Origin of the sequence: Actinoplanes sp. NPDC049599, from assembly GCF_044465625.1 — a bacterium.
In the GTDB taxonomy this organism is placed as follows: domain Bacteria; phylum Actinomycetota; class Actinomycetes; order Mycobacteriales; family Micromonosporaceae; genus Actinoplanes.
Window position 1 is genome coordinate 1 of the sequence record NZ_JBITLX010000055.1, and the last position, 14641, is coordinate 14641.

At 71.3% G+C, this 14641-nt stretch carries 17 protein-coding genes; 10 read left to right on the forward strand and 7 right to left on the reverse strand.

Annotated features, from left to right (window positions below):
- Window positions 1-157 precede the first annotated feature (157 nt).
- Entirely contained in the window at window positions 158-490 is a 333-nt protein-coding gene (locus ACIBQZ_RS42755) for a hypothetical protein (RefSeq protein ID WP_396094692.1), read from the forward strand.
- 5 nt (window positions 491-495) lie between these two features.
- Here ACIBQZ_RS42755 and ACIBQZ_RS42760 read toward each other — a convergent pair whose 3' ends face one another.
- The 5 genes from ACIBQZ_RS42760 to ACIBQZ_RS42780 form a co-directional block, all read right to left on the reverse strand.
- Window positions 496-1713, reverse strand: coding sequence for an adenylosuccinate synthetase (locus tag ACIBQZ_RS42760; RefSeq protein ID WP_396094693.1), 1218 nt, complete (start codon window positions 1711-1713; stop codon window positions 496-498).
- Entirely contained in the window at window positions 1710-2678 is a 969-nt protein-coding gene (locus tag ACIBQZ_RS42765; RefSeq protein WP_396094694.1) for a hypothetical protein, read from the reverse strand. The genes ACIBQZ_RS42760 and ACIBQZ_RS42765 overlap by 4 nt, the downstream gene beginning before the upstream one ends.
- A gap of 12 nt (window positions 2679-2690) precedes the next feature.
- Entirely contained in the window at window positions 2691-3662 is a 972-nt protein-coding gene (locus ACIBQZ_RS42770) for a molecular chaperone DnaJ (protein WP_396094695.1), read from the reverse strand.
- The gene (locus ACIBQZ_RS42775) at window positions 3659-4411 is read right to left on the reverse strand and encodes an NUDIX hydrolase (RefSeq protein ID WP_396094696.1); all 753 of its coding nucleotides are present in this window, start codon (window positions 4409-4411) and stop codon (window positions 3659-3661) included. The genes ACIBQZ_RS42770 and ACIBQZ_RS42775 overlap by 4 nt, the downstream gene beginning before the upstream one ends.
- A gap of 167 nt (window positions 4412-4578) precedes the next feature.
- Entirely contained in the window at window positions 4579-4872 is a 294-nt protein-coding gene (locus tag ACIBQZ_RS42780) for a DUF1540 domain-containing protein (protein WP_396094697.1), read from the reverse strand.
- Window positions 4873-5086: 214 nt separating this feature from the next.
- Here ACIBQZ_RS42780 and ACIBQZ_RS42785 point away from each other — a divergent pair, with 214 nt between their 5' ends.
- Window positions 5087-6190, forward strand: a complete 1104-nt coding sequence (locus ACIBQZ_RS42785) for a glycoside hydrolase family 26 protein (RefSeq protein ID WP_396094698.1) — start codon at window positions 5087-5089, stop codon at window positions 6188-6190.
- Window positions 6191-6339: 149 nt separating this feature from the next.
- Window positions 6340-7647, forward strand: coding sequence for an IPT/TIG domain-containing protein (locus tag ACIBQZ_RS42790; protein ID WP_396094699.1), 1308 nt, complete (start codon window positions 6340-6342; stop codon window positions 7645-7647).
- Window positions 7648-7721: 74 nt separating this feature from the next.
- On the opposite strand, the gene ACIBQZ_RS42795 is transcribed toward ACIBQZ_RS42790, so the two are convergent.
- Complete coding sequence (locus ACIBQZ_RS42795) at window positions 7722-8459, reverse strand: hypothetical protein (RefSeq protein ID WP_396094700.1); 738 nt, start codon at window positions 8457-8459, stop codon at window positions 7722-7724.
- 153 nt (window positions 8460-8612) lie between these two features.
- On the opposite strand from ACIBQZ_RS42795, the gene ACIBQZ_RS42800 reads away from it, so the two are divergent.
- From ACIBQZ_RS42800 to ACIBQZ_RS42825, 6 genes are read left to right on the forward strand one after another with little or no spacing between them, the layout of a single operon-like run.
- Entirely contained in the window at window positions 8613-9452 is an 840-nt protein-coding gene (locus tag ACIBQZ_RS42800; protein WP_396094701.1) for a patatin-like phospholipase family protein, read from the forward strand.
- 46 nt (window positions 9453-9498) lie between these two features.
- Window positions 9499-10017: a SigE family RNA polymerase sigma factor gene (locus ACIBQZ_RS42805; protein ID WP_396094702.1), complete on the forward strand. Its 519-nt coding sequence runs from the start codon at window positions 9499-9501 to the stop codon at window positions 10015-10017.
- A complete protein-coding gene (locus tag ACIBQZ_RS42810) occupies window positions 10014-10754 on the forward strand; it encodes a hypothetical protein (RefSeq protein ID WP_396094703.1) in 741 nt (246 codons plus the stop codon). Before ACIBQZ_RS42805 ends, ACIBQZ_RS42810 begins: the two co-directional genes overlap by 4 nt.
- Window positions 10755-10792: 38 nt before the next feature.
- A complete protein-coding gene (locus ACIBQZ_RS42815) occupies window positions 10793-11392 on the forward strand; it encodes a sulfite oxidase-like oxidoreductase (protein WP_396094704.1) in 600 nt (199 codons plus the stop codon).
- Window positions 11362-12111, forward strand: a complete 750-nt coding sequence (locus tag ACIBQZ_RS42820; protein WP_396094705.1) for a ferredoxin reductase — start codon at window positions 11362-11364, stop codon at window positions 12109-12111. Before ACIBQZ_RS42815 ends, ACIBQZ_RS42820 begins: the two co-directional genes overlap by 31 nt.
- Complete coding sequence (locus tag ACIBQZ_RS42825; RefSeq protein WP_396094706.1) at window positions 12108-12380, forward strand: DUF6510 family protein; 273 nt, start codon at window positions 12108-12110, stop codon at window positions 12378-12380. The genes ACIBQZ_RS42820 and ACIBQZ_RS42825 overlap by 4 nt, the downstream gene beginning before the upstream one ends.
- A 161-nt stretch (window positions 12381-12541) precedes the next feature.
- Here the strand turns inward: ACIBQZ_RS42825 and ACIBQZ_RS42830 are convergent, their stop codons facing one another.
- Window positions 12542-12937, reverse strand: coding sequence for a hypothetical protein (locus ACIBQZ_RS42830; RefSeq protein WP_396094707.1), 396 nt, complete (start codon window positions 12935-12937; stop codon window positions 12542-12544).
- Window positions 12938-13175: 238 nt separating this feature from the next.
- Here ACIBQZ_RS42830 and ACIBQZ_RS42835 point away from each other — a divergent pair, with 238 nt between their 5' ends.
- The gene (locus ACIBQZ_RS42835; protein ID WP_396094708.1) at window positions 13176-13976 is read left to right on the forward strand and encodes an SGNH/GDSL hydrolase family protein; all 801 of its coding nucleotides are present in this window, start codon (window positions 13176-13178) and stop codon (window positions 13974-13976) included.
- The last annotated feature ends 665 nt before the right edge of the window (window positions 13977-14641 follow it).

Consider the following 14641-nt stretch of genomic DNA (forward strand, 5'->3'; position numbering starts at 1 on the left):
TCGTACGAATCAAGGAGACACGACGTCAGCGGGCGACCAACACGATTTTCAGCCCGGAACGGGCCACCTCGCCAGAGGCGACAGGGACTAGCCCCCGCACTGGGCCGAGGCGTACCGGCCCTCGGCGGTGGTGGCGCTGAGCACCTTGCCGTCCAGGGTGATCGTGCAGGTCACCGGGCCGGCGTCCCCGCCGCCCTGGCGCTGGGGCCTGACGTTCTTCGCCGTCGCCTGGGACACCGCGTTGCAGGACCACATCCCGCACCAGGTGCTGGCCCGGGTGTCCTCGTGGGACCTGCTGACCTCGTTCCTCGCCATGCCGGTCGGCAACGCGCTGGCCGGGCCGCTGTCCGAGGCGTACGGCAGCAACCGGGTCCTGGTGGTCTGCGCCGCTGTCCTGTTCGCCGCCGGCCTGGCCCCGCTGGCCCTGCGCTCCACCCGCCGGCTGACCCGCCGCGCCGAGCCGGTGGCCCCGCCCGTCCCGGTGGGCTGACCGGGTCAGCGCAGGGCGGGCAGGCGGAACCGCTTGTCGGTGCTGCGCGGGCCGTGCGACTCCAGCAGCACCGGGGCGTCCAGCAGCTCACCGATCCGGGCCGGCCAGTCGTCCGGGCGCTCCAGGTCGCCGGGTCGGGCGCGGCCGAGCAGGGTGGTCAGCGCCGACTGGTACGCGAGATCCTCGGGCGGGCCGGGCCGCAGGTGCTCCCAGCGCGCGCCGTCCAGCTCGTACGACGTGCAGATCCGCAGGCCGGGCTCGCGGGGCGGGGCGTCCAGGTGGGTGACCGCCAGGGCGTCGACGCCGCCGGCCACCTCGACCGCGTACCGGTGGGCGACGGCGTCGAAGTGGCCGACCCGGAAGGCGCCCTGCCACTCCCCTACCCCGTTGTGCGCCTCGGGCAGGTCCAGCGGCGTCTCCGTCACGAACGGCCCGGCCCCGTGCCGCGTCGTGTACGTCCGCACCACCCCCAACCGCACAAAGGAGTCACACATCGCCGCCACGTTGGCGAACGTCGTCGTGGACCACGTCGTGTACGGGTGCCAGCCCCGCCACTCGTCCAGCAGCACACCCTGCGCCCCCTCGAAGACGCACCGCCCCTGAGCCAGCAACCGGTCCAGGTGGCTGGAGTCCACGATGGACACGACGCGGCCGAAGGCCAGGAAGGCGTCCACGACGTCCTCCAGCGGCGGCGCGTCGTCGAACGGGCCCAGCGCGTCCCGGACCGCGGCGAGGCGGGCCCGGAGCCGGCTGGGCGACCTCACGTCGGCGACCCGTGGGGCGTCAGGATGGCTGAGGGCGTACTCCATGGTCTGCCCGATGCCCATGCCGCACGAGCCGTGCCGCGCCCCGCCGCGCTGCCGCTCGCGGGCCCGGTTCGCCGCCCGATGCCACGGAGTGGCGAGCAGCGCGTCACCGTCCACAGTGAGCAAGTGGAAGGGGTTGCCCAGCGCGGCAGCCTCGGCCGCCAGGGCGAGCGGGTCGACCACCGTGAAGCGCGACAGGTGGGTGGGCACGCCGTGCAGCGTGCCCGCCCCGAACTGCGCGAACGTGTGGTGCCGACCGGCCGGCGTGACCACGTTGTGGGCGGCCTGCGCTCCCCCGTTGAACCGGATCACCGCGGTGACCGGCCCCGAAGCGCAGAGCGCGTCCACCACCGTGCCCTTGCCCGCGTCGCCGTAGCCGAGATCGACCACGGCGACGTGCCCGTCGGCGAGGTTCACAGCCGTTCGTTCCCGCCCGGCGTTGCCGCGCCGCCCAGGTCCAGCGGGGAACGAACGACCGTGCCGCGGCCCGCGCCGAGCGGGGCCAGGGCCTTGCCGACCGACGGTCCGGCCGCCGAGCCGACCTCGACCAGGTCGGCGAGGCCGCCGTCGAGGTCGATGGATTCCTCACCGAGGCCGACGGTCAGCGCGATCGTCTCGCAGACCGCGTCGAGGTCGTCGAGCTCGATGACCTGCTGGCCGAGCAGCTTGCGCCAGTAGCCGAGGATCTCCGCGTCACCGCCCCAGCCGGCCGCGGTCGGCATGATGTAGTAGACGTCGAAGCTGCGGCGCAGCTCGGCGAGCATCGCCTCGGTGCTGATCGGCTCGCGGAGCCGGTCGCCGATGAACCGCTCCACCTCCTTGGGCTTGACCTGCGGGTAGGCCATCTCGTCGCCGATGATGAAAAGGTAGCCGCGGCGGCCCCGCTTGACCACGGAGTCCAGGTCGGTGTGCCGGGCCATGAAGTACATCGCCAGCTCGTACGACTCGCGCCGCTGCCCGCCGCCGCCGCCCTCCAGCACGATCCGGGCCAGATCCTCGTCCATCCGGTTGTCCGACTCGAACTGTCCGATCTGGAGCGGCACCCGGTCGCAGGTGGCGTCGCCGATCGCGCCGAACATGACGTGCGGGTCGGTCGCGTACCCCTTGCGGGTCAGCAGCCCGAGCAGCTGCGGCAGCTTGGTCTGCAGCACCCGGGGCACCGTGCCCATCGAGCCGGTCACGTCGAACAGGACCGCGATCGGCGTGCTGTGCGGGTGCTCGTCGCTGTCGCGGCTCTCCCGCTTGCCGACGTTCCTCGGGTCCAGGGCCGGGTGGGCCTTGCGCGCGCCGCTGTCGCTGTAGGCGAAGGCGCTCTTGCCGGTCGCGGCCCGGTAGCCGGCGGCGGCGGAGTAGACATCGGTGGACCAGCGTCCGCTTCCCATGGTGATTCCTCCTCAGGAAAGGGCCGGCATCGCGAAGGCGCGAAATCGGCGGGGGCCGTACAGGGTGGCGAGGAGCTCGTCGAACTCCTCGAGCAGGTGCCACGCGTCCTGCGGACGCATGCGGGGTTTGTCGTAGCGGCAGCCGCGGGCGAAGCGCCGCAGCGGTTCCGGCGGGTTGCCGATCAGCCGCAGCAGCAGGCCGGTGGCCATGTAGATGTCGGTGGCGGCGGTGGCCGGCCGCTTGGCCGCCACCTCGGGCGGGTAGACGGCGCGGTGCTTGGCCACCAGCGCCGGGATCGCCGTGCCGGTGCGCACCGCGTAGCACCAGTCGACGAGCACCAGGCCGTGCTCGGCCGGGTGGATGAGCACGTGTTCCGGCAGCACCGCACCGTGCACCAGCCCGGCGCGGTGGGCCCAGCCCAGCCCGGTGAGCAGCCGCCGCCACATCCACGCGACGTCGCGTGGATCGAGGCCACCCGGGTAGGCGGCGTTCACCTCGGCCAGCGAGACGAAGCCGCGCTGGCGGGTGATGACGTTGGCGGTGCGGCGGGCGCGGGCGGCGTCCTCGTGGGTGAAGCTCTCCACCAGCCGCGGGGCGTAGGCGCGGAACTTCGGGTCGCCCTCGGTGGCGAGAGTGGACAGTGCGGCGGCCTCGGCGGCCAGCAGGTCGTTGTCCCCGGGGCGGCGCGGGAGCTTCAGGAGCGCGGCGTCGCCGTCGACCGCGTACAGCTCCGCGATGTCCCCGGTGGCCACCCGGCCGCCGACCCGGTAGGTCGCGCGCCGGGTCGTGACCGGCCGCCCGTCCCGCTCGCTCCACAGCTCGGCCAGCCGGGCGAAGGCCACCGTCGCGGCCGGGCCGCGACCCGCGGGTGCGACATCGGGATGCACGACCTTCACCAGCATCCGGTACGCGTGCCCGGCAGCCTCCAGCTCCGCGTACGAGCCCGCGGCCCCGATGACGGCCACCGCCTCGTCGAAGGTCACCGCACACCGTCCTCACGGGTCGGCCGCAGCAGCGCGGGGTGCAGCAGCCGCGCGTCGCCGGCCCGGTAGAGCCGCGCCTTCGGGCCGCCACGCTCGCCGCCGCGGGTGCTCGTCTCGCCGGTGCTCTCGACGAAGCCCGGCACCGACAGCACCTTGCGATGGAAGTTGCCGGCGTGCAGCTCCTCGCCCCAGACCGCCGCATAGACCGCCCGCAGCTCGCCGATCGTGAACTCGTCACCGACGAAGGCCGTGGCCAGCGGCGTGTACTCGAGCTTCGACCGGGCCCGGTCCAGGCCGTCGGCGACGATCGTGGCGTGGTCGAAGGCCAGCTCGCCGACCTCGTCGACCGGCACCCAGAAGGCGCCGGAGGCGTCGCCGCCCGCCCGCGGATCGGGCAGGCTCGGCGCGAAGGCCAGGTAGGCCACCGAGAAGACCCGCATCCGGGGGTCCCGGCCGGGGTCGCCGTAGCTGCGGAGCTGTTCGAGGTGCACGCGGTCGAGGAGGCCCTCGCCGGGGCGCAGGCCGGTCTCCTCGGCGAGCTCCCGCCGGGCGGCCGCGTCGAGCGTCTCGCTCTGGACGAAGCCGCCGGGCAGCGCCCGCCAGCCGGCGAACGGGTGCTCGCCGCGCTCGACGACCAGCACGTGCAGCCGCCCGTCGCGGATGGTCAACGCGACGATGTCGACGGTGACCGCGGCCGGCGTGTACGCCGTGGGGTCGTAGCTGTCGAGGAAGTCCCGTTCGTCGGTCATCGTGGTCGCCTTCGTTGTTCTCGCTCTGAGTAAGACTCGATCTGAGAACAACATAGCCCAGAGTGCGCCCGCGGTCAACCCCGGCCGTCCGGCGGAATTGTTCTTGATACGGATAAGGCCGTCACCGAAAAATCGGCGACGGCCTCAGGTAAGGCTTTGTTGACGATTCAGCGCGCCTCGAAGGTCAGGCAGTCGGCGCGGTCCTCGCCGGCCCCGACCATGATCGACGGCGCATGGCACTCGAGCTCCGTGTTGTGCACGCAGTCGGCCCGCTTGCAGGCTCCGACCTGGGCTTCCGCCTGGCCCATCCCGCCCTTGTCGGCGGTGTCGATGAAGGTGTCGCAGGCCGAGGTGGTCCCCCGGCCGATGGTGATCGCGAAGGCCGTGCAGCCGTCGTGGTTGTAACCGCATCCGCTGACCGTGCAGGTCTGCACGCGCGGCATGGCCATCATCTGAGTCATCGTGAGGCCTCCTTTTCTCCCTGCCGACCATAAACCATTCGGCGGAGTGCCGCGCCGAGTGCAACAAAGGTATTACCGAGGATTTTACAAATGGGGTAACCATTCTTTAGGTAAGGCAATCCTGGCCCGGACGGCCTCTCCGACTCCCCCACGGGCGACTGCCACGCCTGCCAGAATGGGGCAAAACGCCCCGATCGCCCGGAGGTTCCGCCCGATGGCCGACGAACGACCGCCCCGCCGCGGCCTGTGGCTGGGCGCCGGGGCGGTGCTGATCGCGCTCGCGGGCACCGCCGTGAGCCTGACGTCGCAGGACGACGCCCCGCAGCCGGCACCCTCCGGGTCGGCAGTCGCGTCCGGTTCGGCCGTGGCGGACCCGCGCTCGGCCCGGGCGCTCACCGCGCTGCCCCGCGCCGACGGCACCTGGCCGGGTTCCGACGGCATGTCGGGCGTCAACGGCGACCCGCTGTTCGACACGGCGCACGTGAACGCGTTCTGCACCGCCCGCGGCCGGGCCTGCCGGGTCGCGCAGACCTACACGGACCGGACCTCGTGGTCGGCGATGACCGCGGGCTCGGGCTGGACGTTCGACCTGTTCTCGGACTTCGCCGGGATGCTGGTGGTGTCCCAGGGCCTGGTGCCGATCGGGGCGGGCGCGGACCTGCCGGCGTGCGCGGCCGGCGACCACGACCAGGACTGGAAGAACTTCGGCTCGCTGATGACCAGGTACGGCCGGGGCGACTCGGTGGTGCGGCTGGGCTGGGAGTTCAACGAGAAGACCTCACCGTGGCGCGCGGACGACCCGCAGACCTGGATCGCGTGCTACCGCCGGGCGGCGACCAACATCCGCGCCACGAACCCGGCCGTGTTACTGGACTGGACGATCAACGCCCACGGCACTCCCGCCGGCACCTGCGGCGGGGTGAGCACGAACTGCTACCCGGGCGACGCGTACGTGGACATCATCGGCATCGACAACTACGACCACTACCCGTGGTCCCCGACGAAGGCGGTCTTCGACAAGGCGGCGACGGACCCGGAGGGCCTGACCTGGCTCTACAACTTCGCCCGCACGCGCGGCAAGCCGTTCTCGGTGGGCGAGTGGGGCGTGGTCCCGACGGGCGACGCCGGCAAGGAGAACCCGTCGTTCGTGCGGTGGATGCACGAGTGGTTCGCGGCGCACGCGTCCGGGCTGGCGTACGAGGCGTATTTCTCCGACTGCGGGGAGGGCGGGGTGCAGTCGAGCCTGTTCCGCACCGACGCGGCCTGCCTGAAGAACCCGGGGTCGGCGGCGGAGTACCGGTCCCTGTTCGGTGCCTGAGGGTGCAAATCCACTGAACTTTATAACTCTGCGCAATTGTCCGCATACGCCACGTTACGCTCCCTCACGAGACGGCCCGACGTTGGTTCTCACGCGCGGGCCCACCTACCCAACCGACGCGGTCCCTCGTGACCGTAGGAGGACCTCGCATGAGTAAGACCCAGTCCAGCTTCAGGTTCCGGCTGCTCCGTGCCGGAATCGCGACGGGGGCGGTCACCGCGGCCGTCATTGCCGCCACCGCCGTTCCGGCGTTCGCTGTCTCGGTGCCGATGACGCTGAGCTCGCCCGCCGGCCCGAGCGGTGGTGGCAACTCGATCACCGGTACCGCCACGCCCACGGCGACCGTGCCGACGCCGTTCCCGGCCGGTGTGACACCCGTGGTGGAGTTCCAGTACATCGGTGCCAGCACGGCGGCGACCTGTTCCGCGCTCTACAAGGCGCCTGTGCAGATGACCGCGGGCGCGACCACGCCCTTCGCTCCCACCGCGGGTGTCGTCCAGGTGGACCCGACCACGGTGAAGCGGGTGTCCGCCACGAAGATCGCCTTCACCGTGCCGAGTGCGCCGGCCGGCTATTCAGACGCGCCGCTCACCACCACTCCCAGCACGGCGAACACCAACGGCCTCGCGCTCATGGGCGGTCAGACCAGCGCAAAGTGGAACGTGTGCGTCTATGACGGCACCGACCCGGCAGCCAGCACTCTGCTGGCGACCTCGACCTACACCATCGCGACCCGGCCCAAGATCACGGGGATCACGCCCGGCAGCAGCCCCGCACTGGGCGGCCAGCTGATCACCATCAACGGCTCGGGCTTCGCCAGCACGGGCACCACGGCAACGGTCGGCGGTGCCGCGCTGACGAACGTCAAGGTGGCGTCGAACGGCAACAGCCTCACCGGTAACACCCCGGCACACGCTGCGGGCACTGGCTTCGCGGTGGTCGTCACCACCGCGGGCGGATCGGTGACCAGCACCGACCCGGACAACAACGGCCTGCCCGACGACGGCAACCCCGCGACCACGGTCGACAACCCGATCACGTTCGACTACAGCAACAGCATCTCGGTGATTCCCAACACGGCACCGGCCAATCAGAAGGTGGACCTCGACATTCAGGGCGTGGGCTTCCAGCAGCTGGTCTTCAACGCTGTGAGCGCTACCGCCCCGACCGCACAGGTCTTCCTGGTCCAGGGTGCCTACGTCGCCGCGAGCAACCGTGGCGTGAAGCGGTGCACGGGTATCCTCGTGGTGAGCGATACGGAGATCATCTGCACCCTTGATCTCACCACCGACCGGCTCGTGGCCGCCGACAGCACCGTCGACACGGGCAACAAGGTGGCGGAGGGCGCCTACACCGTGACCGTGGTGGCCAACGGCGACCCCGCGGAGGCCGACCTGGCGGTCATCGCGGCATCAAACGTCAACAGTGGTGCCACCTTCACCGTCGCACCGTACTGATCCATCTGAACCGACGGACAGACACAAAACGATGGCCCGGAGCATCAGCTCCGGGCCATCGCCCGTGCGGCCGATCAGCCGAGCCTTGCCCATTCCTTGTTGATGGTGGCGACACTCTTCGATGCCGACGGGCGGCCGTCCATCTTGACCGCCACCGTGTAGACACTCTTCTCGGTGCTGGTCCGCCAGCAGATCAGCAACGTCGGGCGCTCACGCGCCTTCACGTCCTGGCTGAGCCGGATCTTCTGGGTGCAGCTGGCGGTGCCCACCCGCTCGTGGTCATCGGTCACCCAGGCAAGTTCCTTCTGACCGGTGAGATCCTGTCGTGCCGAGTACAGCCGCAGTTCCTCTCCGTTCTTCTGCACCGATCCGATCACCGAGACGTTGAGGTCGGCCGCGGCGACCGTGGCTCCACCGTTTCGCGGGACGAGCGGCCGGTGCACCTTGCTCGATGCCTTCGCGGCCGCTGACCGCACCACCCGGACCCGCTCCCGCTCGGCCTTGGACAGGGTCGGCGGTGACGGCTTGACGCTCGGCGACACGGTGGCCGACGGTGAAGGCGACGCCGACGCCGAGGCCGAGGCGGTGGCCGAGGCGCTCGGATCGCCGGAGTCGCCCACGGCCGGCGCCAGGGCGGCCGCGTCCCGGGTCTCGGTCCTGGTCTCGTCGGCCAGCTGGGAGGTCACCAGAAAGGCGCCGGCCCCCAGGACGGCAACCCCGGCCACCCCGGCGAACACCTGCTTGCGGCGACGGTTACGGCGCGCGACCACCGAGTCGTAGACGTTCTCGTCGTCGGGCACTTCGTTGCGCATGCTCAAATCCTTTGCGGGTCTCGACTGGGTCGCCCCCGCGGTCTCGCGGGCGCAGGCCCCGAGCCTCCATGGTCCCATCCGAACGGACATACCATGTCAAAACCCGCAATCTTCGGGGATGCGCACCTCCCGCATTGGTAGTAGAGAGATCACATGGAAAAACGCGCACTCGTGCTCGGCGGTGGCGGCGTCACCGGCGTCGCCTGGACGATCGGCTTGCTGCACGGACTCGCCGAGCATGAGCGCGGTGTCGACCTCAGCACCGCCGATCTGTTCGTCGGCACGTCGGCCGGCTCGGTCGTGGCCGCCCAGCTCACCGGCGGCACCCCGATCGACCAGCTCTACCAGCACGAGCTGACCGACACCACCGGCGACACCAACGCCACCATCGGCTCGAAGGTGCTCGTCGGTTTTGTGCTGGCCGCGCTCTGGCCGGGGGAACGGGCCCGCGGCCGGGCGCGGCTGGGCCGGGCCGCGCTCAAGGCGCGCACGGTGCCCGAGTCGGAGCGGCGCGCGGCCATCGCGTCGCGGGTCCGGCGGGACGAGTGGCCGGCCGCCCGGCTGCTCATTCCGGCGGTCGAGGCGCGGACCGGCGCGGTTGAGGTCTTCGACAGCGCCAGCGGGGCCTCGCTCATCGACGCGGTGGCCGCGAGCTGTGCGGTGCCGCTGGTGTGGCCGCCGATGACGGTCAACGGCCGCCGGTACATCGACGGCGGCGTGCGCTCGGTCGCCAACGTGGACCTGGCCCGCGGCTACGAGCGGGTGGTGGTGATCGCCCCGCTCGTCGCCGCCGCCCGGCGCGCGGACCGGCCGGCGGCGCAGGCCGCCGCGCTGGGACCCGGGGTGCGTACCGCCGTGGTCAGCCCGACCGACGCCGCACTGACCGCGATCGGCCGCAACCCGCTCGATCCGGCCCGGCGCGCGCCCGCGGCGCGGGCCGGCCACGCCCAGGCCGCCGAGGTGCTCGACCGGGTCCGCGCGGCCTGGGACTGATCCGCGTGGATGCAACCTTTTCCGGGGCTCGCTCGTCTTGGCCCTCGTGGGACTAGTCCGAAGAGGTGACGAGGAGTTCGTCGAGTTCGCGCGGGCGAGTTCGGCGCGGCTCCAGCGCGCCGCGTACCTGCTCACCGGGGACCGGCATCAGGCCGAGGAGGCGGCCCAGGCCGCGCTGGTCCGGGTGTACGCGTCCTGGGCCCGGGTGCGCCGCAAAGACCCGTACGCGTACGCCCGCACGGTCCTGGCCAACCTGCTCGCCGACCAGTGGCGCCGCCCGATCCGTGAGTACGCCACGGAGCAGCTGCCGGAACGTCCGCTGCCCCGCGACGTGGCGGACGACGTCACCCGGCGCCGCTGGCTGATCGGCGCCCTGCAGACCCTGTCGCCGCGCGAGCGCACCGTGGTCGTGCTGCGGCACTTCTTCGACGTCACCGAGGTCGACGTGGCCCGCGAGCTGAACCTGTCGCTCGGCACCGTCAAGAGCCTCAACTCCCGGGCGCTGGCCAAGCTCCGGGTCTCCATCCCGGCACCCCGGCGCGCGGAAAGTGGGCTGCACCCGTGAACGACCTCGACGACCTGAGAGACGCCATGCACACCACGCCGGGCTTCGAGCCGAAGCCGCTGGACCTCGACCTCGTGATGGCCGCCGGCGGCCGGTTGCGCCGCCGCCGCCGGGCCGTCGTCGGCGCCACCGCGGGGCTGGCGGTGCTGGTCCTGCTCGTGGGCGGCGCCCAGCTGACCCGGGCGGACAGCCCGTCGCCGAGCGCTTTGCCGGTCGCCGCTCAGCCGTCGGCCGACGCGGACACCGAGGAGACGCTCAGGCCGGATCGCGGCGCCACGCTCGGCACCGTGGTCGACACCGGGATGAAGGTGGAGGGCCTGGCGCGGGTGCTGTGGATGCAGCGGCTCGACGAGCCCCAGCTGCCGACCGTCTCCATCGGGATCGCGGCCGGCCGCCGGGACACCGCCGGTGAGCTGATCATCGACGTGCTGAACAACGAGGTGGAGGGGTCGGACCGGGCGCCGGGCTTCCACGGGCTGGAGATGGCGATGGTCGTCAACGACCGGCCGACGCCCGCCTTCGGCTACTACGTCGGCGCTGCGAGGAGGATCACGGTGGTTGCGGACGGGCGTACGGTCCGGGCGCGCCAGGCTGCCTGGAGCGAGGATCCGTCGGTGATCCTGTTCTGGTTCGACCTCAAAAAGGTCAAACCCACCAGCAAGGTCGGCAAGGCGAGCGCCTTCGACCGCGACGGGCGCAAGCTGCCGGCCGGGAACGCCGGGTTCGCCGTCGGGTAGCCTGTCGCCGTTCATGATCATCGGGTTTACTGCTGTACATGAGCATCATCTCTCCCGGGTTCGGCGGGCGGCGGCGATCCTCGCAGCCCGACCTGCCCCCCGGGCAGTACCTGACACCCGACTTCCCGGTGCTCTCGGCGGGCCCCACCCCGCGGATCCCGCTCGACCGCTGGCAGTTCACCATCACCGACGAGACCGGCGGCAAGCACAGCTGGTCCTGGCCGGAATTCCAGGCGCTGCCCGCCGAGAACTGCACCGTCGACATCCACTGCGTCACCAAGTGGTCCAAGCTGGGCACCACCTGGCGCGGGGTCTCCCTCGACACGCTCTTCGAGAACGTCGAGACCACGGCCGACTACACGATGGTGCACGGCTACGGCGGCTACACCACCAACGTGCCGCTGGAGGACCTGCTCGACGGCAAGGCGTGGGTCGCGTACGAGTTCGACGGCGAGCCGCTGCACCCGGAGCACGGCGGACCGGCGCGCCTGGTGGTGCCGCACCTGTACTTCTGGAAATCGGCCAAGTGGGTCAACGGCATCGAGATGCTCCAGCAGGACGAGCCGGGCTTCTGGGAAGAGGCCGGCTACCACATGTACGGAGACCCATGGCGCGAACAGCGATACCAGGGCGACTGACCTGGCGGGCCGCCGTCGTCGAGGCGGCCCGCGCAGAGTCGCCGTCGGCCCGCACCCTGGTGCTGCGGGTGCCGGACTGGCCGGGTCACCTGCCCGGCCAGCACGTCGACGTGCGCCTGACCGCCCCGGACGGCTACTCGGCCCAGCGCAGCTACTCGATCGCCTCGGCCTGGAACGACACCGGCCTGGTCGAGCTGACCGTGCAGCGGGTCGAGGACGGCGAGGTCTCTTCGTACCTGACCGAGAACCTGGCGGTCGGCCAGCCGCTGGAACTGCGCGGCCCGGTCGGCGGCTGGTTCGTGTGGCGCGACCAGCCGGCGCCGGTGCTGCTGGTAGCCGGCGGCTCGGGCATCGTGCCGCTGATGGCGATGATCCGGGCCCGCGGCGACATCCGCGGCCGGCAGCCGTTCCGGCTGATCTACTCGGTGCGCACCCCGCAGGACGTGCTGTACGCCACCGAGCTGGCCCGCCGGGTCCGCGACGACCCGGGCCTGGACGTGACGTTCGTCTACACCCGCAAGACCCCGGACGGCTGGCCAGACCCGCCGGGCCGGCTCACCGTGGCGACGCTGAACAGCCACGGCTGGCCGCCGGAGTTCGCGCCGGACGTGTTCGTCTGCGGCCCGACATCGTTCGTCGAGGCGGCGGCGGACATCCTCGTCGCGCTGGGGCACGACCCGAAGAAGATCCGTACGGAGCGGTTCGGAGGGACCTCATGACCGGCCAGGAACTGGACGGCAACGCGATGGCCGGGGACCTGCGGGAGATCTTCGCGGTCGACGTGACCACGGCGGTGGCCACCTGCGGCGGCTGCGGCGAGCCCAGCGTCGTGGCCCGGCTGCGGGTGTGGGGACCGGCGCCGGGTCTGGTGGCCCGCTGCCCGTCCTGCGACGACGTGGTGCTGCGGCTGGTCCGCGGCCCGGACCAGGCCTGGCTGGACCTGCGCGGCGCGGTCAGCCTGCGCGTCCCGATGCCCTCGGCGCCCTGATCAGTCGTTGAAGGTGCGGCGCAGGCCCTCGGCACCCTGATCAGTCGTTGAAGGTGCGGCGCAGGCCCTCGGCGCCCTGATCAGTCGCGGAAGGCGCGGCGCAGGCGCTCGGCACCCTGATCAGTCGCGGAAGGCGCGGCGCAGGCGCTCGGCTGCCCTGATCAGTCGCGGAAGGTGCGGCGCAGGCGCTCGGCGAGCCCGAGCGGACGCGGCGCTGTCGCGATGCGGTCGGCGCGGGCCGGGCCGGTCGGCGCGGTGGGCCGGGAGCGCCCGATCGGCTGGTCGTAGTCGGCGGCGGCGATCGCGTTGATGATCTCCTCCTCGCCGAAGTTCTCCGAGCCGGGGATCGAGGAGACGAAGCCGACCAGGATGCCGTTGCGCATCACCTGGGCCTCGAGACCGGCCGTGCCGTCGTTGTCCCAGATGGCCTCGCGCCCGTCGGGCAGGACGACCCGGATGCCGTACTGGGTGATGCCGGCGTGCGGCAGCTTCACATGGGCGAAGACGTTACGTCCGCGCAGTGTCTCGACGACCCTCCGGGCCCGTTGCTCATCCATGGGAGCGACGCTAGTCCGGGTAGCTGAGCACACGCTGAAGGCCGGCTGTGGCGCCGGTGACAACTCATCGCTCTCCGCGCACGTAACATGACCATGTGACATAGATGCAGGTCACATCGACGTATGTTACTACGCCGTAACACGAATGTCACCGTGTTTCTTTCGCCGAGCCCTTGACTTACTGTTCGGTAACCGGAGCGCTCCGGCCCTGTCCCTCGTGGATCCGGAGGCCAAACCGATGAGCAGACGTACCACCACCGTCCTCGCCTGCCTCGTCACCTCAACCCTGCTGAGCATCATCACCGCGACACCCGCCGCGGCCGCCCCCGCCGACTGGGACTACGTCGCGCTGGGCGACTCGTACTCCTCCGGCGTGGGCGCATCCGGCCAGACCGGCCTCTGCCTACGCAGCTCCAACGGCTACCCGGGCCTGTGGAACGCGGCGAACGACCCGAAGTCGTACCGCTCGGTGGCCTGCGGCGGCGCCACCACCGACTCGCTGCGCAGCACCCAGCTCTGGCCGCTGACCGGCAGCACCGACCTGGTGACGCTGACCATCGGCGGCAACGACGCCGGCTTCGCCTCAACCGTCATCTCCTGCACGCTGTCCAGCGACAGCGCCTGCGCGGCCACCGTCGCGTCCGCCCTGGAAACCCTCCACACCGAGATCCCCGGCAAACTCGACGCAACCTACGCGGACATCCGCCGCAAGGCACCGAACGCCCGGGTGGTCGTGCTGGGCTACCCGATCCTGTTCGACGTGACCACCACCTACTGTGGAGTGGGCGGCATGAGCATCCCGAAGCGCCGATCGCTCAACAGCGGCGCGGCGGAGCTGAACAAGGTGATCGCCGCCCGCGCCCAGGCGGCCGGCTTCACCTGGTCGGACGTCACCGACGAATTCGCCGGCCACGGCATCTGCGCGGCGTCACCCTGGCTGAACGGCCTGACGGTGATCCCGGCAACAAACTCCTTCCACCCGAACGGCAGCGGCTACCGGTACGGCTACCTGCCGGCCCTGAACGCGGCCCTCCGCTGAACCCACAACGGCCCGGCGGGCTCCGCATCCCGCCGGGCCGGCCCTCATCGCCCGACCGCGCCGGGTCGCAAGGGGCTGACCGTCCCGCCCGCCGCCACACCGGCCCGGCCACCACCGCGCACCGTCTACCACCGCCCGCCATTGCCCGCACCCCGCGCCGCCGCGCACCCTTGCCCGCCGCCCGCCACCGCGCACCGTCTGCCACCGCGCACCGTCTGCCACCGCGCACCGTCTGCTATTGCATGCCATCCGCCACCATCTGCCACCGCGCACCTTCTGCCACCGCACCACCACTCGCTGTTGCCTGCCGTCCGCCATTGCCCGCCGCCCGCCTCCGCGCCACCGCCCTCGTCCTCATCCGGAGTGGATCTTGTGACGTTACGGCGCGGAGAGTCTTTTGCGTTGGTGTATCGGGCGATGGCAATAGCCCGCCGGAGTGATGTGGGCCGCGCGCCGACCGCCACCGACGCGCAAGATTTCGATCTTGTTGATGTGGGGTGAGCTCCGAACCTTAAGTCCACAAGATCGACAATTTACTGCTCGCTTCGTGACTTTTATGCCCTTTGTTCGCTTAGGATTCCTGCGATGTGAGAATCCTGCTCAATATGTGGGCCAGTGCTGCGGGTTCGGCGGTGGGCAGGCCTCCGGCAATGCTTGGCGCGGCC